The 17,763-nt window shown below is 59.2% G+C and carries 15 protein-coding genes; 6 read left to right on the top strand and 9 right to left on the bottom strand.

Annotated elements, in window-relative coordinates:
• The first annotated feature begins 447 nt into the window (after window positions 1–447).
• Window positions 448–1,926 carry a capsule assembly Wzi family protein gene (locus M3089_RS11045; protein WP_249084126.1) on the top strand — a complete coding sequence of 493 codons (1,479 nt, stop codon included), beginning with the start codon at window positions 448–450 and terminating at the stop codon, window positions 1,924–1,926.
• Window positions 1,914–2,369, top strand: a complete 456-nt coding sequence (locus tag M3089_RS11040) for a lipocalin-like domain-containing protein (RefSeq protein ID WP_249084124.1) — start codon at window positions 1,914–1,916, stop codon at window positions 2,367–2,369. The genes M3089_RS11045 and M3089_RS11040 overlap by 13 nt, the downstream gene beginning before the upstream one ends.
• 94 nt (window positions 2,370–2,463) lie before the next feature.
• On the opposite strand, the gene M3089_RS11035 is transcribed toward M3089_RS11040, so the two are convergent.
• The 4 genes from M3089_RS11035 to M3089_RS11020 form a co-directional block, all read right to left on the bottom strand.
• Entirely contained in the window at window positions 2,464–3,267 is an 804-nt protein-coding gene (locus M3089_RS11035; protein WP_249084123.1) for an MBL fold metallo-hydrolase, read from the bottom strand.
• Window positions 3,268–3,530: 263 nt separating this feature from the next.
• Complete coding sequence (gene pyrH, locus M3089_RS11030) at window positions 3,531–4,241, bottom strand: UMP kinase (RefSeq protein ID WP_249084122.1); 711 nt, start codon at window positions 4,239–4,241, stop codon at window positions 3,531–3,533.
• A gap of 18 nt (window positions 4,242–4,259) precedes the next feature.
• Window positions 4,260–4,994, bottom strand: a complete 735-nt coding sequence (locus M3089_RS11025) for a biotin--[acetyl-CoA-carboxylase] ligase (protein WP_249084121.1) — start codon at window positions 4,992–4,994, stop codon at window positions 4,260–4,262.
• 5 nt (window positions 4,995–4,999) lie between these two features.
• Window positions 5,000–5,368 carry a YraN family protein gene (locus M3089_RS11020; protein WP_249084120.1) on the bottom strand — a complete coding sequence of 123 codons (369 nt, stop codon included), beginning with the start codon at window positions 5,366–5,368 and terminating at the stop codon, window positions 5,000–5,002.
• Window positions 5,369–5,459: 91 nt separating this feature from the next.
• On the opposite strand from M3089_RS11020, the gene M3089_RS11015 reads away from it, so the two are divergent.
• Window positions 5,460–5,912 (top strand): nucleoside deaminase, encoded by a 453-nt coding sequence (locus M3089_RS11015; protein WP_249084119.1) that lies wholly within the window; start codon window positions 5,460–5,462, stop codon window positions 5,910–5,912.
• A gap of 255 nt (window positions 5,913–6,167) precedes the next feature.
• Here the strand turns inward: M3089_RS11015 and folE are convergent, their stop codons facing one another.
• From folE to M3089_RS10990, 5 genes are all read right to left on the bottom strand, one after another.
• Window positions 6,168–6,749: a GTP cyclohydrolase I FolE gene (gene folE, locus M3089_RS11010; protein ID WP_205107967.1), complete on the bottom strand. Its 582-nt coding sequence runs from the start codon at window positions 6,747–6,749 to the stop codon at window positions 6,168–6,170.
• Between the two features lie 5 nt (window positions 6,750–6,754).
• The gene (locus tag M3089_RS11005) at window positions 6,755–7,390 is read right to left on the bottom strand and encodes an SPOR domain-containing protein (RefSeq protein ID WP_249084118.1); all 636 of its coding nucleotides are present in this window, start codon (window positions 7,388–7,390) and stop codon (window positions 6,755–6,757) included.
• Window positions 7,391–7,501: 111 nt separating this feature from the next.
• Window positions 7,502–9,574 (bottom strand): BT_3928 family protein, encoded by a 2,073-nt coding sequence (locus M3089_RS11000; RefSeq protein ID WP_249084116.1) that lies wholly within the window; start codon window positions 9,572–9,574, stop codon window positions 7,502–7,504.
• Between the two features lie 22 nt (window positions 9,575–9,596).
• Entirely contained in the window at window positions 9,597–10,148 is a 552-nt protein-coding gene (locus tag M3089_RS10995) for a DUF1599 domain-containing protein (RefSeq protein ID WP_249084113.1), read from the bottom strand.
• 239 nt (window positions 10,149–10,387) lie between these two features.
• On the bottom strand, window positions 10,388–10,849 hold the full coding sequence (locus M3089_RS10990) for a hypothetical protein (protein ID WP_249084112.1): 462 nt from the start codon (window positions 10,847–10,849) through the stop codon (window positions 10,388–10,390).
• Between the two features lie 887 nt (window positions 10,850–11,736).
• Here M3089_RS10990 and M3089_RS10985 point away from each other — a divergent pair.
• The 3 genes from M3089_RS10985 to M3089_RS10975 all read left to right on the top strand — a co-directional run bounded on the left by M3089_RS10985 (window position 11,737) and on the right by M3089_RS10975 (window position 17,761).
• Window positions 11,737–13,170 carry a CCA tRNA nucleotidyltransferase gene (locus tag M3089_RS10985; RefSeq protein WP_249084111.1) on the top strand — a complete coding sequence of 478 codons (1,434 nt, stop codon included), beginning with the start codon at window positions 11,737–11,739 and terminating at the stop codon, window positions 13,168–13,170.
• 186 nt (window positions 13,171–13,356) lie between these two features.
• The gene (locus tag M3089_RS10980) at window positions 13,357–14,514 is read left to right on the top strand and encodes an efflux RND transporter periplasmic adaptor subunit (RefSeq protein WP_205107955.1); all 1,158 of its coding nucleotides are present in this window, start codon (window positions 13,357–13,359) and stop codon (window positions 14,512–14,514) included.
• A gap of 49 nt (window positions 14,515–14,563) precedes the next feature.
• The gene (locus tag M3089_RS10975; RefSeq protein ID WP_249084110.1) at window positions 14,564–17,761 is read left to right on the top strand and encodes an efflux RND transporter permease subunit; all 3,198 of its coding nucleotides are present in this window, start codon (window positions 14,564–14,566) and stop codon (window positions 17,759–17,761) included.
• The last annotated feature ends 2 nt before the right edge of the window (window positions 17,762–17,763 follow it).

Here is a 17,763-nt window from a genome sequence, read left to right as displayed (position 1 = left end):
CCGGAAGGCTTGGCGGGAGCCACATTTTGTAAAATAGTATTACCGTGGCGTGCGTTCGGCGCAACACGCTGTGCCACAGTGCCTTGCGCAACGGGTGCCGTGAGCCTGCCAAACGGCCCGTCTTGGCATGTGGAATGGGCCGTTTGGCGGGCCAATACGGGCTGTTCGGCAGGGCTACATCGCCCTTGAAGGCTTTGCCTGCGGCAGTTGTCATGATTGTTTACCACCCTTGCCCTACGGCGGCCGAGGCCGGCGCAAAGCGTCGAAAAGCGGCTTCAAACCACCGGCCCATGCCCCGCCGGGTTGGCTATATATGTTTTTTTTCGTACCTTTGCATCCGAAAAGCTGCATGCGTACAGCCATTGGCAGGTCCAACCGCTGCCCGTATGCATGGTCTTTCTGTTGTATTAAGTTTGTAAATAACCGTCTGAAATATTGTTTTATAGGATGGATGCAAGGAAAATGTTACTGTTGTCGGCCTTAGTCTTCTTTACGTCGGGGGCTGCCATTGGCCATGGGCGCGACACCGTGGCCTACCGTGTTGAGGCTTCGTGCGGCGCGTCTACCGGGCGCCATGCCCCGCTATGGTTCACTGCCAACCGCTGGGGACTGTCGTTTACCGACGCCGCGGGCGGCTACCTGCGCGCCGGTGCCACCTATTCCAGGCCACTGCGCGCCGGCTTCTGGATAGAGGCGGCTGCCGACATGGCTTCAGGTTGGGGCATCGGGGCGCCCGTGGTGGTGCAGCAGGCATACGTTGACATGTCGTGGCGGCGGCTGCGCCTGAGCGTGGGCAGCAAGCAACGGTGGGGCTATCCCATGGACAAGAACCACAGGTTGAGCTCGGGCATGATGGTGGAAGGTCCGGGCGCCAGGCCCGTGCCGCAGGTAAGGGCCGACATTGCCGACTTCGTCCCGGTGCCGCTCACGCGCGGGTGGCTGTCGTTCAAGGGCCACTTGGCCTATGGCATATTCACCGACAACAAGTGGCAGCAAGGCTTTGCCGCCCCCGGTGGGCTCTACACGCGCAACACGCTATACCACAGCAAGTCGGCTGCGCTGAGGGTTGGGCGGGCCGACCGCTTTCCGCTGACTGTCGACATAGGCATACTCACTGCGGCGCAATTTGGCGGAATGAAGATGAGAAAGCGCGCCGACGGCTCGTCGGTGATGGTAGAGAACATGCCTAACCGGCTGCCCGACTTCTTCTACATGCTCATGCCGTCGCAGGAGAGCACCCTGAAGAACGTGCAGGGCAACCACTGCGGCAGCTGGAACGTTAGCCTCGACTACCACGGCAGGGCGTGGTCGGCGCGCGTATACATGGAGCATTACTTTGAAGACCATTCGCAGCTCACCATGCAATACGGCCTTTGGCGCGACGGGCAGCTCGGGGTCGAGGTGACGCTGCCGCGCAACAGGTGGGTGAAGACGCTGCTATGGGAGGGGCTGTCGACCACCGACCAGACCGGCCCTATACTCTACGACGGCGTCGGCGGCACGTTTACCGACCTGCAGATGAGCGGTTGCGACAATTACTACAACAACGGACAGTTTCTGGGGTGGCAGCACTGGGGGCTGGGCATGGGCTGTCCGCTGATGCCGGGGCCGGCTTACAACTCCGACGGCACCAACGAGTTTAAGAGCAACCGCGTGCGCGCACACCACGTGGGAGTCGACGGCCAGCCTTCAGACGAGTGGGCCTACAGGTTGCTTCTGTCGCACGTGAGGCATTGGGGAACCTACCGCGAGCCCCTCGACCGGGTGAGGCTGCAGGTGAGCACTTATGCCGAGGCCACTTATTCGCCGCGCAAACTGCCCGGATGGAGCATGGCCATGGCTGTGGGTATCGACGGAGGCGACTATCTAGGAGCCTCTGCCGGAATGATGTTAACGATAAAAAAGACAGGGATATGTGCAAGGTGAAGGCGTTGGCAGGCCGCATCGGCCTGATTGTTGTGGCGGTAATGCTGGCTGCGGGGTGCTCGAAGCAACCCGTCGACGGCGACATCGAGGGGTTTTGGCGGCTGGAGCGCTTCGTGACCCATGCCGACGGAGAGGTGCATCAGTGTGAGCGCATCTTCTACGGCATAACGCGCTATGTGGTCGAAGTGGCCGAACGGCAGGGCCCCGGCGGCTACGGGGCGTTTGTGGGGCGCTTCGAATATGTGGGCGGAAGCTCGCGCGTGGCCATGAAAGACTTCCGCCACAGGGCATCGACCAGCGACAGCGGCCGGCAGGCAACGCCCGAAGAGCTTGGCCCGTTTGGGCTCGGCGCCACGTCGACAGAGTTTCGTGTGGTGGTGGCCGACGTCAACCGGCTGGTGCTCGAGTCCGACTATGCGCGGCTGGAGCTCGTGGCTTTCTGAGCCGTGTGGGCGTGGCGGGCACATGGTGTGGGCGTGGCGGGCACATGGTGTGGGCGTGGCAGGGCTGCCACATGCCCCGGGCAGCGGTGCAACGTCAAAGGAAAATGGTCTCAAGGTCGTCGGGAACTACCACGTTGCCGCCATATTCAGTCTTCGCCTCGGCGCCATACCGCTCTTTGCGGGTGGCCAGGCTGTCGTCTTCAGTGTGGTATACAATGAGGTTGCGCGCACGTAGCGATGCCGCCGTGCGGCCGGCCTCGAGCGCCGTGCTGTGGTGTTTCTCATACGGTTTGTAGCGTTCGCGGTCGGCATACAGGCAAAATGCCTCGCTCATGAGCCAGTCGGCGCCTTCGGCCTGGGGCCTGTTGCGCTCGTTGAAGGGTTCGTCGCCGAGGCACACCAGGGTGGTGCCGCCAGGCAAAGTGGCCCTGTAGCCAAACTGCTTCTCCTTAGTCGATCCGATGTCGAAGCACAGCAGGCTCGTTTGCCCGGCCGTGACCACGTCGCCGTCGGCCACCTCGCACAGGCTGACAGCGCGGTCGAGCACGGCCCGGTCGCTGCCCGAGAGCAGCAGCAGGCACATCTCTCTCAGCACGCCGAGGGCGCGCCCGTGGCCGAATATGCGCAGCGGGTCATGGCGGCGGCCGCCTCGCAGCGAGCTGGCCGCCGTGCGAACAAGCCACACCGCCCCCATGATGTGGTCGGTGTGGGCGTGGGTCAGGAACATGAAGTCGATGCCGTCGGGGGGCATGCCGGCCTTGCGCAGCTGGCAGAGTATGCCGTTGCCGCCTCCGGCATCGGTAAGGAGGGTGGCTCCGGGCGTGCTTATCGCAAAGCAGGTGTTGTAGCATCGCGTTACGAGGGCGCTGCCCGTGCCGAGCATTGTCAGTGTGTTCATCTCGTTGTCTTTGCGGGTTTGGCATGCCGCTTGCCGTTGCGGGCGGTCGGGGCCAGGCCCCGTGGCTGCCTGTGGCGCGGCATGCTGCATTCTGCCTCGGCCCGCCAGCCGCCGGGGCCGCGGCGGCCTTGTGGCGCGCCGGCGGCCGGGTCGATGGTGGCGGCGGCGCGCAACAAGGCCCGGTGGCGGCTTGTGGCACCACGGAGTGGTTGCCCCTTGATGCCCGTCGATGCCATTGTGCAAGTGGTTTGCGGCCCTGTTGCTCAGTTGTGCACCAGCGTCCCGATTTCTTCGCCGTCCATCACGCGGCGCAGGTTGCCCACGATGTCCATGTTGAACACGTAGATAGGCAGGTTGTTCTCCTTGCACATGGTTGTCGCCGTGAGGTCCATCACCTTCAGTCCGCGGTTGTATATCTCGTCGTAAGTTATCTCTCTGAACTTCGTTGCGGCCGGGTCTTTCTCTGGATCGGCGGTGTAAATGCCGTCGACGCGCGTGCCCTTGAGCATCACGTCGGCCTCAATCTCGATGCCGCGAAGCGACGATCCGGTGTCGGTGGTGAAGTAAGGGTTGCCCGTACCGGCCGAGAATATGCACACATATCCGTCTTCCAGGGCCTCGATGGCCTTCCATTTGCTGTAGAACTCGCCTATCGGCTCCATGCGTATTGCCGTGAGCACCTTTGTCTTCACGCCTATTGCGTTGAGCGCGGAGCTCAGGGCCAGCGAGTTGATTACCGTGGCGCACATGCCCATCTGGTCGCCCTTGACACGGTCGAAGCCCTTGGCGGCTCCGCTGAGTCCGCGGAATATGTTGCCGCCACCTATCACTATGCCAATCTGCACGCCCATTTGGCTCACCTCCTTTATCTGCTCGGCATATTCAGCCAGGCGCTGTGCGTCGATGCCATAGTTCTGACTGCCCATCAGGCTTTCGCCGCTGAGCTTCAACAATATCCTTTTGTACTTTGCCATGATGTATTTATTAAAGTTTTAAATGATGAATTTCACTTCCTTGAACTCATATTCCGACAGCCTGCCGTCGGCGCGCCGGAGCACGAGCGGGCCCTCTGGCCTCACCGTGGCGGTCGTTGCCATGAACTCTCCGCCGGCATCGCGGTACCTGTAGAGGCCCTCGCGGCGGTAGAGGGTGCCCAGGTAAAGGTTGTGCAGCCGTTCGTACTGCCCGCTGTCGACCATGGCGGCGTAGTGGGCTATGCGGTCTGTCAGGCAGTCGAGCACGTCGGCCGTGGGCGTTGTGCGGCCCGTGAGCTGTATTATCGACACGGGGTTTGGCGCCCCGCCCGCGAAGCTCCGCTGGTTGACATTGATGCCTATGCCCAGCGTGCACGTCTTTATGGTGCTGCCGCTGATGTCGCATTCAGACAGCGTGCCGCTTATCTTCCTGTCGCCCACGTATATGTCGTTGGGCCATTTTATGGTTGCCTCGCCGGTGAGGCGGGCCACGGTGTCGCGCACGGCCAGCGCCCCGGCCTCGGTCATGGCGTATTGTCGCGAGGCGTGCAGCCCGCGGGGGTGCAGCCTGATGCTCACGAGTAGGTTGCTGCCCCGCTCGCTCTCCCACGTGTTTGTGCCCTGGCCGCGCCCTGCCGTCTGGTAGTCGGTGGTGGCCACGGTCATCAGCCGCCCCTCGTCGCCGGTGTATTCGCGCAGCAGCCGGTTGGTCGAGTCGGTCTCGGGGATGTGTATGTATGCTATGTCTTTCATCGTTTTCAGTATGGCAGCGGCACAAACGCGTCTTCTATGTGGTTGATGGTGCATCCGGCCGATGGCGTGCCGGTCACGGTGATTATGTCAAAGCGTGCGTCGGCGTCGATGCCGTGCTGCTGCATGAACGCCCCCGCGGCAGCGGCTATTGAGCGTATCTTGCGCGCGTCGACGGCCTGCTCGGCCTCCATGTAGCGGTTGTCGCGCCGCGTTTTCACCTCTACGAATACCACGGTGCCGTCTTTGTGGGCCACGATGTCAAGGTCGCGGTGCCCCAGGCGCCAGTTGCGGGCCATTATGCCGTACCCGTTGGCTTCGAGGTAGCTTGCTGCCTGCTGCTCGCCCCAGTAGCCCATGTTGTTGTGTTCTGCCATGCCGGATGAGTAATAACACTTGCAAAAATAGCATTTTTCGGGCAGATTTCAAAGGAAAATCATTAATTTTGCCGTATCAAACCGAACAATTATGACTGAAGAAGAACAGATTAAGGCCGACGAGCAGTATATGCGCCGTGCGCTGGCCGAGGCGGGGCTGGCCATGGAGGCGGGCGAGATACCGGTCGGGGCGGTGGTGGTTTGCCGCGGGCGGATAGTCTCGCGGGCCCACAACCTGACCGAGACGCTGTGCGATGTCACCGCCCACGCCGAGATGCAGGCCATCACCGCGGCAGCCAACACGCTCGGTGGGAAGTATCTTACTGACTGTACGCTCTATGTAACCGTGGAGCCTTGCGCCATGTGCGCGGGCGCGATAGGGTGGGCCCAGGTGTCGCGCGTGGTCTATGGCGCGCCCGACGAGAAGCGCGGCTACACGCTGCTGGCTCCCCGTGCGCTGCATCCCAAGTGCTCGGTGACGGGTGGTGTGCTCGCCGATGAGTGTGCCCGGCTGATGAAGGAATTCTTCGCCGCCCGCCGGTAGCGGCCGTTCCAGGTCGCCAAACGGCCCGTTTGGCATCCTGGAACGGGCCATATTGCGTTGCCAAACGGCCCGTATTGCCATCGTGCTGGCCCTCAGCCATTTGCGGCGGCGGCAGTGGCGGCACGAAAAAAGCCCTCCGAGGCGGCGGCGACATGGTGTCGCTGCAGCCTCGGAGGGCTTTGCTTTGTTTGCCGGTCGAAGCCGTGGACCCCGGCCAGCGGCTTCGGTGTATGGGTATGTCGGCCCCTGTGGGCCTTACTTGTTGTGTATCAGGTTCATGAATTCCTGCCGCGTCTTGGCCTGGTTGAATGCCCCCGAGAAGTCGCTGGTGGTGGTTATGGCGTTTTGTGTCTCCACCCCGCGCATCTGCATGCACAGGTGTCGCGCCTCGACCACGACCATCACGCCCAGCGGGTGGAGCGTCTGCTCGATGCACTCTTTTATCTGCAGCGTCATGCGCTCCTGCACCTGCAGCCGGCGGGAGTATATGTCGACCACGCGGGCAATCTTGCTCAGCCCCGTGATGTAGCCGTTGGGGATGTAGGCCACGTGGGCTTTGCCGAAGAAGGGGAGCATGTGGTGCTCGCAAAGCGAGAAGAAGTCGATGTCCTTGACGATGACCATCTGGCTGTAGTCTTCCTTGAAGAGTGCGTCGGTGAGCACCTTGTGCGCATCCATGGTGTAGCCGCGGGTGAGCACCTGCATGGCCTTGGCCACCCTCATGGGCGTCTTCAGCAGGCCCTCGCGGGTGGGGTCTTCGCCCAGCAGGCTGAGTACACTCTTGTAGTGTGACGCCAGTTCGTCGATGCCGTCACGGTATTCTGTCTCAATATCCATTGTATTTAGTATTGAACTGTGATTTTTCCTTTTACTATCAGAGCTTGCTTGTAGCCGAGCTTGCGCAGCTCGGTAAGCATCTGGTGGGCCTCTTCGTATGTGCGGAAGTTGCCCACGCGGCATATCCACCGCGGTGAATAGAAGTGAACATATACGGGCTGCATCGGGAAGAGCGTCTTTATCTCGTTGCCGATGCGCTCGGCCTGCTGCCTGTCGCGACGGGTGTTGCCCCCCGCGAATGCCTGCACCCTGTAGCCGTTCACCTTGTATGCTCCGCGCATCACCTTCTTGCTCGTGTCTATCACGGGCGTGTCGGCGCCGCTTTCGGCCGCGTCGGCTTCGGCGGCCCTGTGCGTCTCGCGCTTTGCTGCCTCGGCTGCCGGCTTCTGTGCCGGCTGTGGCTTGGCGGCGGGCGGCTGTTGCTGGCTGCCGGCCTGGGCCTTGCCCGTTGTCGGGGCTCCGGTCGGTTGCGGCGTGATGCGTACGGTGCCGTTGACCAATTCGTCGATGGCCGCGCTCTGGTTGACGGTCACTGTGCCTTGATTCTTCACTTTCTTTTGCAGGCGTTCGGTGAACGTCTGCGCCCCGGCCGTTGCTGCTTGGCAGGCTATGATGAGGATTAGTGCGACGAATTGCTTCATTTCTGGTTGTTGTGGGGTTGTGTCTGTTGGTGTTGAAAGCGCCGCCGGGGCCCCGGGCTGCGCCATGCGCGCATGCTGCCCCGGGCCTCCGGCAGGCTTGTGGGTGGGATGTTATTTCTTCCAGGCGTCGATGATGCCCTTGAAGTCGGCTGCCTTGAGCGATGCGCCGCCTATGAGCCCGCCGTCGATGTCGGGCTTTGCAAACAGCTCGGGGGCGTTGCTGGCCTTGCAGCTGCCGCCGTAGAGGATGGTGGTGTCGTCGGCCACGGCCTCGCCGTAGTGCTCGGCCACCACGCTGCGGATGTAGGCGTGAATCTCTTCGGCCTGCTCGGCAGTGGCGGTCTTGCCCGTACCGATGGCCCAGATGGGCTCGTAGGCAATGATGATGTTCTTGAACTCCTCTGCGCTGAGGTTGAACACGCTTCCCTCAAGCTCGGCCTTCACTACCTCGTTCTGCTTGTTGGCCTCGCGCTCCTCGAGGCTCTCGCCTATGCAGAAGATTACCTTCAGGCCGTTCTTCAGTGCCAGCAGCACTTTCTCTTTGAGTATCTCGGGGGTCTCGCCGTAGTAGCCGCGGCGCTCAGAGTGGCCCAGGATAACGTATTGTGCGCCGGTGCTCTTCACCATCTCGGCCGAAACTTCGCCCGTGTAGGCGCCTTTCTCCTTGTCGGCGCAGTTTTCGGCGCCCAGGCCGATTACGTCTTGGTCGAGCAGCTGTGCAATGCTTGCAAGGTGGATGAACGGTGTGCAGATGATGACGCCGCAGTTGGGCTTCTCTGCCGTGAGTGTTTCGTTAAGCTCTTTTGCCAGAGCTATACCATCCTGCAGGTTCATGTTCATCTTCCAGTTGCCTGCTACAATTTTCTTTCTCATTTTCTTTCGTTTTAAAAGTTTGTATATCTTGGTTTGTCTTTCTTTGTTCCTTACGAACTTAGACCACGCCCAAAGCCTGTCGGCCAGCGTTAGAAGAAGCAGCGGCAGCACAAACCATGTGACGATGGACAGCACGCGGCTGGCTGTGGTGTCGTCGGGTTGCCGCCCCAGTTCGATGCGTTCAAGCCTGTCGGTGAGCTGGTATTCGTCGGGCAGACGGTTGTGGCTCCATTTCCGTATCACACGTCCTGACTTGATGAGAACGAGCCCGGGGTTGCTCCGTATTACGGTCTGCAGGGTCGTCGCATCGGTCGAACAGAACGGGTATTCGGCCCCCGTCATGTCGCGCCACCGCTCTATGGCCCGGTCGGTGCTTGCCGTGAGGCAGTAGAACGGGTAGCCGTTGTCGGTGGCGTATTCGTATATTTGGTTTATGAGGTCGAGGTGGCTGTCGTCGGCCAGCTCAAGGTAGGGGGCCACAAGGAGCATGGTGTAGCTGCTGTCGGCCAGCACCTGCTCTGTGATGTCTTCGCCGTTGTCGCGCCGTGTGATTGAGAAGTCGTGTATGGGCGGCACGTAGCCTTCGGCCGTCTGCACTGTCTTGCTGTCAATGAAAGTCCATGTGGAGTCGGGATAGTTGTCGAGCGTGAATTCCTTGCGCTGCCCGTCTTTCTCTAATATGAACGTTGTTTCGAACTGAGGCTGGGGCGCCCCGGGCGGAATCTCCATGCCCTTGCGTATGTCGGCGCCCACATGGTAGGGGCGGAAGTCGAACTGCGGCAGGTAATACAGGCTGTAGCCCGACACGGCGAGTATGAACAGTGCCGAGTAGTTGAGCACTATCCACTGGTTGGTGCGGCTGATGAACCTTATCATGTCGGCCGGCCGGCGTGCGAGCACTACGGCGAAGGCCAGCAAGACGACGTTTTTCCAGAACGTTTCCCAGTTGGACAGCTTGATGGCGTCGCCGAAGCAACCGCAGTCGCTGATGGGGTCGGCAATGGCAAGCCACAGCGTCAGCGGTGTGAACACGGCCATGATGAGCAGCAGCAGGCGCGACGTGGCGCGTCGGTGGATGGCGAATAGCAGGCAGATGCCTATGCCGAACTCCACTGCCGACATTGCCACCGATGCGGCAAGCGTGAGGATGTCGGGCACGTATTGGGCCAGGTGCCATGCCTCGAGGTAGTCGTTTATCTTGTACTGCGTGCCCAACGGGTCGACAGCCTTGACAAACCCCGACAACACGAACGTGGCCGCTGTCAGCAGGCGGCAGGCATTGGTTATGGCTATTCTTGCTCCGGCTTTCATCTGTTGTGCTTGTGTGGGTGTATCACTGCGCGAGCTTGATGGCCCCGAACACGGCGTAGTTGATGATGTCCATGTAGTTAGACGCTATCCCTTCGCTCACTATGGTGCATCCGCGGTTGTCTTCTATCTCCTTCACCCGCTCTATCTTGGTGAGTATGAAGTCTGTGTAGCTGCTCACGCGCATCAGCCGCCATGCCTCGTCGTAGTCGTGGTTTTTGCGCTGCATGAGCGCCAGGGCCTCGGCGGCGTGGCTGTCGTATAGCTTGAGGGCATCGTCGGCGCTGATGTCTACGTAGTCGGCGAAGCCGCGGTCAAGCTGTATCAGCCCCACTATGCCATAGTTGATGAGTGCTATGAACTCGGGCCTGATGCCTTCGCCCACCAGCGACTGCCCCTTGATCTCGAGGCTTCTGATGCGCTTGGCCTTTATGAGCAACTGGTCGGTGAGCGATGCCGGGCGCAGCAAACGCCACGACGCGCCGTAGTCTGCGAGCTTTTTCGCAAACAGCGAGCGGCATTCGGCCATCACTTGCTCGAACTCTTGGTCTGTGGATGCTTCTATTTGTTTTGCCATTCTCGATATAAACAAAGTGCGGTGCAAAATTAAGAATTTATATTGAGAACACCAAACGTTTGCCTAAAAAGCCGTTGGCGGCAGCCCGGGCCGTTGTGGTGGCGGGCCGGCGGCGCGCTCAACAAGGCCCTGCGGCAGGTTGGCAACGGGCCGGGGGCGGGCTGCCGGGCTGCCTCGGCTCTGCATGCGGCATGGGCCGGCCATGGCACGCGGCCTTTGCGCGGCCCGTGCCGGGCGCATCACTCCTCCCTCTGTTTCTTGTGTATGTATTTTATCTTGGCGCACTGGACGTCGAAGCGCACCTGCAGCGAGTCCATCTTGACCTTAGTGAGGTTGAGCGTGCTCAGCTCGTCTTCGGTGGCCGTGAGGTTGGCTCGCTTCTTTTCCACCGAGTCTTTCAGCTGCCTGTAGGCGGCTTTCACGGCCTGCAGCGCGCTGTCGGTCAGCGCTAGGTCGTCTTGTGCCTGCTTGAGCGATATGTCCTGGTATAGCTTCAGCGCCTCTTTGCGCGTCTCGATGGCGTTTGGGTAAACGCGGCGCAGCGAGTCGATTGTGCGCAGCGCCTTGTCGTATTGCTTGCTCTCAAACTCTGTGTTGGCCCGTTCCAGCAGTCGGTCGGCCTCTGAGCGTGCGCCGTTGTCGCCGCAGGCTGCCAGTGCCGCCACGGCTATCAGCGCCGCCGTTATGTGTTTCTTGGTCATGCTGTTCGTGTTTTGTGTGGCGCGGCTGGCCGTGTGGCGCGGCCGTGCCGGCTGTTTGTTTTTTGCAAAAATACATCTTATCGGCGTGAAACAGCGACTGTGGCCCTCATTATTAGGTATTGTTAACATGCAATGCCCGCTTGCCGGGCCGCTGCCGGGGCCGTAGGGGCGTGGCGGGGCAGCCCGTAGGGCGCAGAGGCGGTGAAGCGGTTGCCGGGCCTTGGCCGTAGGCAATGGTGCCCGCCGGGGGCAGCCTGAGATGGCAAAGTGTAAATCTGTTTCATCATTTTTGCCCCCGTCTCATCCTTGCCTTTGGCGTTTGCCGAGGGCTTTCGGGCCCGGCCGGTTGCCCGTCGGGTCGCTGCCGCCCCGCCGCGAGGGCCTTTTCGTGGGGCCGAACGAGCCGTTTTGCATTGCCGTTAGGCCCGTTTTGCATAGCCGTAGCGGCCCGGCTGTGGCGCAGAAACATGGCTTTTCTGCCCTTTTGGGGCCTCCGGCGGCGGCACCGTGGCGCGTATGGGATAGCGATTTCATGCCTGTGGCGACCTAATGCCGTGTGCCCCAGCGCTTTGCGTATCTCCGCCGAGAATGGCTCATTTGCGGGCCGCTGCCGCCGTGGTGCCGCGCATGCTGTTCTCGGAGGCATGGTTGTAATTAAATTTCTGCACCGGCGGGCCGCCGGCAGATGCCGTTGCCGCGTTTGCTGCTGCCCCGCGCGCAGAGGGGCGCGGGCGCCGCCGATGGTAAAAAACCGCATCGCAAGAGGCGGAATGTGAATTTTTTGCATTAACTTTGCAGCCTTAACAAAGTGTTCACGACCGATTGAAGATTGGTCTTGCCGTTCGTTTTACCGGCAGTTTCGCTTATTTAACACAGCAGTGGCATCAATGAAGATACTTACAGACGCAGAACTGGCGCAGGCGCTCGACAGCGACATATTCCATACCATATCAGCTGCAGCCGACAAGCTCGGCCTTGAGTGCTACGTAGTGGGCGGCTACGTGCGCGACCTTTTCCTCGAACGCCCTTCTAATGACATCGACATAGTAGTGGTGGGCAGCGGCATCAGCCTTGCCTCCGAGCTCAAGCAGCAACTGGGGCGCAAGGCCCACCTGTCCGTATTCCGCAATTTCGGGACGGCGCAAGTGAAGTGGAAGGGCCTGGAGGTGGAGTTTGTCGGGGCGAGGAAAGAGAGCTACAGCCACGACTCGCGCAAGCCCGTGGTGGAAGACGGCACGCTCGAAGACGACCAGAACAGGCGCGACTTCACCATCAACGCCATGGCCGTGTGCCTCAATGCCGAGCGCTACGGCGAGCTCGTCGACCCTTTCTACGGCATAGAAGACCTTGAAGACGGCATCATACGCACGCCGCTCGACCCCGACGTGACCTTTTCCGACGACCCGCTGCGCATGATGCGGTGCGTGAGGTTTGCCGCGCAGCTCAACTTCATGATTGAGGACGAGACGTTTGAGGCGCTCAGCCGCAATGCCGAGCGGATAAGGATTGTGAGTGGCGAGCGCATCAAGGACGAGCTAAACAAGATAATGATGACGGCCACGCCGAGCCGGGGCTTTGTCGACCTGCACCGCTCGGGCCTGCTGCAGCTCATATTGCCCGAGCTGGCAGCGCTCGACATAGTGGAGCGAAGGGGCGACAAGGCCCACAAGAACAATTTCTACCACACGCTCGAGGTGGTAGACAACGTGTGCCGCAGGGGCGGGGGGCTGTGGCTGCGGTGGGCAGCCCTGATGCACGACATAGGCAAGACGAGGTGCAAGCGCTGGGAACCGGCGCAGGGATGGACGTTCCACAACCACAACTACGTGGGCGCCAAGATGGTGCCGCAGATATTCCGCAGGCTGGCGCTGCCGCTCGACGCCAAGATGAAGTATGTGCAGAAGCTGGTCGACCTGCACATGAGGCCCATTGTGATTGCCGACGAAGAGGTGACCGACAGTGCCGTGAGGAGGCTCATGAACGACGCCGGCGACGACATCGATGACCTCATGACGCTGTGCGAAGCCGACATAACGAGCAAGAACGAGGTGAGAAAGCGAATGTTCCTCGAGAACTTCCGCATGGTGCGCGAGAAGTTGGCCGACCTTAAGGAGAAAGACTACAAGCGACTGTTGCAGCCCTGCATCGACGGCAATGAGATAATGCAGATGTTCGCACTGCCGCCATGCCGCGAGGTGGGGCAGCTCAAGCAGGCGCTCAAAGACGCTGTGCTCGATAACAAAGTGCCCAACGAGCGAGAGCCGCTGATGGCGTTGCTGCTTGAAAAAGCTAAAGAAATAGGATTGGTTTGTAAAAATTAACGCACACAATTCTTACTTTTTTGTATATTTGCCATGCCGCATATAAAGATAGTTAAATGTGCGGCAGCATATTCTTTCAGTTAGAATATTCTGTGTATCTTTGCACTCTGAAAACCTAACCGTGGGCAGAAAGTTTTCTGCGGAGGTTGTATTTAGCATAAAAATTTATATATATAATAATAGGTTATGAAAAAGAACAAAATGTTGTTGATTGCGGCAACAGCTGCACTTCTCGTCTCTTGTGGAAACAAAGGCGCCATGACGGGCGACAATAGCTACCCGGTGCAGACGGTAAGTCCGCAGAGCGCAACGCTGCAATCAACCTATCCTGCCGTGATAAGGGGTATACAGGATGTGGAAATCCGGCCGAAAGTGTCGGGGTTCATTACTAAAATCTGTGTTAAGGAAGGCCAGACCGTCAAGGCCGGCGAGTTGCTTTTCGTCATCGACAACGTGACTTACGAGGCGGCCGTGCGCCAGGCCCAGGCCTCCGTGAACACGGCTTCGGCACAGCTTAACACCGCCAAGCTGACATACGAGAACAGCAAGAAGCTGTTTGCCAACAAGGTTATAGGTGCCTACGAGATGCAGTCGGCACAGAACTCTTACGAGAGCGCCGAGGCACAACTGTCGCAGGCAAAGGCCGCGCTCGTGTCGGCAAAGGAGAACCTGAGCTTCTGCTACGTCAAGAGCCCGTCGAACGGTGTCATCGGAACGCTGCCCTACAAGGTCGGGGCGCTCGTGAGCAGTTCCAGCACGCAGCCTCTCACCACTGTGTCTAACATCAGCACGATGGAGGTTTACTTCTCTATGAACGAGAAAGAGATGCTCGAGCTCTCGAAGACTGCCGGCGGAATGGCCGACGCCATAAGCAAATACCCGCCCGTTTACCTGCAGCTGGCCGACGGGACAACCTACCAGCACGAGGGAAAGGTGGCCAAGGTGAGCGGCGTCATCGACCAGACCACCGGCAGCGTGCAGGTTATCGCGCAGTTCCCCAACCCGGAGCACCTGCTGAAAAGCGGCGGGTCGGGCTCGGTGGTGGTGAAGCACACCAACAATTCGGCTGTGGTTATACCGAAGAGCTGCACTGTAGAGCTGCAGAACAAGATATTCATCTATGTCGTTGGCAATGACAACAAGGTGAAATACACCGAGATTACCGTCGAGCCACAGAACGACGGAAACAACTATATCGTAACCGGCGGCATAAAGGCCGGCGAGAAGTATGTGACCAACGGAGTGACCAAGCTCACCGACGGGGCACAGATTACACCGATAACTCCCGAGGAGTACGCCAAGAGGATAAAGCAGGCAGAAGGCATGGGAGCCATGCAGAAATAACCAGACCGCAACGGTCAATCTATTGATGCGTTAAACAAACAAAGGTAATATGACATTTACAAACTTTATAAAGCGCCCGGTGCTTTCGACGGTGATATCTATCCTCATCGTCATACTGGGTCTCATCGGACTGCTCACCTTGCCTATCGAGCAGTATCCTGACGTGGCTCCGCCTACCGTCTCGGTGCGTACCACGTACACCGGTGCCGATGCCGAAACCGTAAAGAACTCCGTGCTCGCGCCGTTGGAGGAAAGCATCAACGGTGTAGAGAACATGGACTACATGGAATCTACCGCATCCAACGACGGATCGGCAAGCATAACGATCTACTTCCGGCAGGGAGTGAACGCCGACATGTGCGCCGTCAACGTGCAGAACCGTATATCCCAGGCCCAGTCGCAGCTGCCGGCCGAGGTAACCCGCGTAGGTGTTACGGTAAACAAGCGCCAGTCGTCGCAGGTAATAATGTATGCCCTCGTGTCGCCCGACGGGCGCTACGATGACCAGTTCATCACAAACTACAACGAAATCAACGTCGTTCCGGCCCTCAAGCGTATTGCCGGCGTGGGCGATGTGATGAGCCCCGGTATGAAGACTTACTCGATGCGAATCTGGCTCAAGCCCGACAAGATGAAGCAATACGGGCTCATGCCGAGCGACATCTCAACCGCGCTGTCCGAGCAAAACATCGAGGCTGCGCCCGGTTCGTTCGGTCAGGAGAGCAAGATGGCGTTCGAGTATGTCATGAGATACACCGGACGACTCAAGACTGCCGAGGAGTTCAAGAACATAATCCTTACGAGCGACCTCACCGGACAGACCCTCAAGCTGAAGGATGTGGCCGATGTTGAGCTCGGAGGACTGAGCTATACCGTGTCGATGCGTAACAACAACATGCCTTCGGTCATGGGTATGGTGCAGCAGATTGCCGGCTCCAACGCCAACGAAATAGCCACCGCAGTGAAGGCCGAGCTCGAAGAGCAGGCCAAGAGCTTCCCCCCGGGCTTGACGTATGACGTCAACTACGACGTGACCGACTTCCTCTACGCTTCAATACATGAGGTTGTGTTCACCCTTGTGTTCACCCTCGTGCTGGTGTTCCTCGTGGTTTACCTGTTCTTGCAGGACTTCCGGTCAACGCTCATCCCGCTTATCGCCGTCCCGGTGTCGCTCATCGGTACGTTCCTCTTTCTCAACCTGTTCGGCTTCTCGGTCAACCTGCTCACGCTCTCGGCCTTGCTTCTGGCCATCGCCATTGTGGTCGATGACGCCATCGTGGTCGTCGAGGCTGTGCATGCAAAGCTCGACCTTGGCTACAAGAGCGCTCTCACGGCCAGTATCGACGCCATGAACGAAATCTCGGGAGCCATCATCTCCATCACGCTCGTAATGGCTTCGGTGTTCATCCCGGTGTCGTTCATGGGCGGAGTCTCCGGTACTTTCTACCGAGAGTTCGGTATAACGATGGCCATATCAATATTCATATCGGCCCTCAACGCCCTTACGCTGTCGCCGGCCCTCTGCGCCGTGTTCATGAAACCGAAGAATGAGGATGGCACCGAGCGCAAGCTCAGTCCGGTGGACCGTTTCCACGTGGCTTTCAATACAGCCTACGACAAGGTGCTCGGCAAGTATAAGACGGGTGTGGAGCGTTTCGTGCGCAAGCCCATACTTACCGCCGTGTGCGTGGTTCTGGGCATCGCCGCCCTCGTGGTGACCATGAGCACCACCCGCTCGGGCCTCGTGCCAGATGAAGATACGGGCGTTGTGTTCTGTACAATCACCATGCCCCCGGGAACCAGCGTGCACCGCACGCAGCAGGTTATCGACCAGGTTGATGCCATGCTCGCCTCAAATCCCGCCGTGCAGAGCCGCCAGCAGATACAAGGTTACAACTTTATCTCGGGCTCAGGTTCCGACCAGGCCACGTTCATCATAAAGCTCAAGTCGTTCGACGAGCGTAACGATGCACAGAGCGCACAGGCTGTGCTTGGCATGATCTACGCCCAGACGGCATCTATAAAGGACGCGCAGATACTTGCGTTTGCACCTCCTATGATTCCTGGATTCTCGGCAAACAACGGTGTTTCGGTTGTCATGCTCGACCGTACGGGTGGCGATGTCAACAAGTTCTTCGGCATTGTGCAGCAGTATCTGGGCGAGCTTAACAAGCGCCCCGAGATTCAGATGGCCATGACATCGTACAACTCAAGCTACCCGCAGTACATGATTGACGTCGATGTGGCCAAGTGTAAGCAGGCAGGGATATCTCCCTCAACCGTGCTGACGACGTTGCAGGGTTACTACGGTGGCCTTTACGCCTCGAACTTCAATGCATACGGCAAGCTATACCGTGTGATGATACAGGGCACGCCGGAGAGTAGGCAGCGTCCCGAGGACCTGAACAACATCTATGTCCGCACAACCAACGGCATGGCACCTGTGAATGAGTTCTGCACCATGAACCGCGTCTACGGTCCGTCGAACATCAACCGTTACAACATGTATACGAGCATCAGCGTCACAGCCACCGTTGCCGACGGCTATTCTTCGGGTGAAGCCATCAAGGCCGTTGAGGAAGTGGCCAGCAACACGCTGCCCGCGGGCTACGGATACGAGTTTACCGGACTTACGCGAACCGAGGCCAACTCAAGCAGTTCGACAGGTCTTATCTTCATATTGTGCTTCGTGTTCGTCTACCTGATACTCTCCGCACAGTACGAGAGCTACATCTTGCCCTTGTCAGTGCTGCTCTCCGTGCCGTTCGGACTTGCCGGAGCGTTCCTCTTCACTCAGCTCTTCGGCCACCAGAACGACATCTACATGCAGATATCTCTTATCATGCTCATCGGACTTCTTGCCAAGAACGCCATCCTTATCGTGCAGTTCGCCCTTGAGCGCCGCCACACCGGAATGGCCATCCGCTGGTCGGCCATCCTCGGAGCCGGTGCCCGTCTGCGCCCGATTCTGATGACCTCGCTGGCCATGATTGTCGGTCTGTTGCCTATGATGTTTGCAAGTGGCGTGGGAAAGAACGGTAACCAGACGCTTGGAGCGGCAGCCGTGGGCGGCATGCTCATAGGCACGTTGTGCCAGTTGTTCGTCGTTCCCGCCCTGTTCATGATATTCCAGTCGCTGCAGGAGAAGCTGACGCCGCTGAAGTTTGATGACGAGGAGAACGAGGAAGTGAGCACCGAGCTTGCCCAGTATGCCCATCGCCCCGATGATTACAAAAAAGATGAATAATT

It is taken from the genome of Marseilla massiliensis, from assembly GCF_023336985.1.
GTDB classification, from domain to species: Bacteria; Bacteroidota; Bacteroidia; order Bacteroidales; family Bacteroidaceae; genus Prevotella; species Prevotella intestinigallinarum.
This window is presented reverse-complemented; position numbering and strand designations above follow the sequence as displayed.

Excerpts from the sequence above, each read along its gene's own strand:
- M3089_RS11045 (WP_249084126.1), top strand. The coding sequence starts at position 448 with ATGGATGCAAGGAAAATGTTACTGTTGTCGGCCTTAGTCTTCTTTACG.
- M3089_RS11040 (WP_249084124.1), top strand. The coding sequence starts at position 1,914 with ATGTGCAAGGTGAAGGCGTTGGCAGGCCGCATCGGCCTGATTGTTGTG.
- M3089_RS11035 (WP_249084123.1), bottom strand. The coding sequence starts at position 3,267 with ATGAACACACTGACAATGCTCGGCACGGGCAGCGCCCTCGTAACGCGA.
- pyrH (WP_249084122.1), bottom strand. The coding sequence starts at position 4,241 with ATGGCAAAGTACAAAAGGATATTGTTGAAGCTCAGCGGCGAAAGCCTG.
- M3089_RS11025 (WP_249084121.1), bottom strand. The coding sequence starts at position 4,994 with ATGAAAGACATAGCATACATACACATCCCCGAGACCGACTCGACCAAC.
- M3089_RS11020 (WP_249084120.1), bottom strand. The coding sequence starts at position 5,368 with ATGGCAGAACACAACAACATGGGCTACTGGGGCGAGCAGCAGGCAGCA.
- M3089_RS11015 (WP_249084119.1), top strand. The coding sequence starts at position 5,460 with ATGACTGAAGAAGAACAGATTAAGGCCGACGAGCAGTATATGCGCCGT.
- folE (WP_205107967.1), bottom strand. The coding sequence starts at position 6,749 with ATGGATATTGAGACAGAATACCGTGACGGCATCGACGAACTGGCGTCA.
- M3089_RS11005 (WP_249084118.1), bottom strand. The coding sequence starts at position 7,390 with ATGAAGCAATTCGTCGCACTAATCCTCATCATAGCCTGCCAAGCAGCA.
- M3089_RS11000 (WP_249084116.1), bottom strand. The coding sequence starts at position 9,574 with ATGAAAGCCGGAGCAAGAATAGCCATAACCAATGCCTGCCGCCTGCTG.
- M3089_RS10995 (WP_249084113.1), bottom strand. The coding sequence starts at position 10,148 with ATGGCAAAACAAATAGAAGCATCCACAGACCAAGAGTTCGAGCAAGTG.
- M3089_RS10990 (WP_249084112.1), bottom strand. The coding sequence starts at position 10,849 with ATGACCAAGAAACACATAACGGCGGCGCTGATAGCCGTGGCGGCACTG.
- M3089_RS10985 (WP_249084111.1), top strand. The coding sequence starts at position 11,737 with ATGAAGATACTTACAGACGCAGAACTGGCGCAGGCGCTCGACAGCGAC.
- M3089_RS10980 (WP_205107955.1), top strand. The coding sequence starts at position 13,357 with ATGAAAAAGAACAAAATGTTGTTGATTGCGGCAACAGCTGCACTTCTC.
- M3089_RS10975 (WP_249084110.1), top strand. The coding sequence starts at position 14,564 with ATGACATTTACAAACTTTATAAAGCGCCCGGTGCTTTCGACGGTGATA.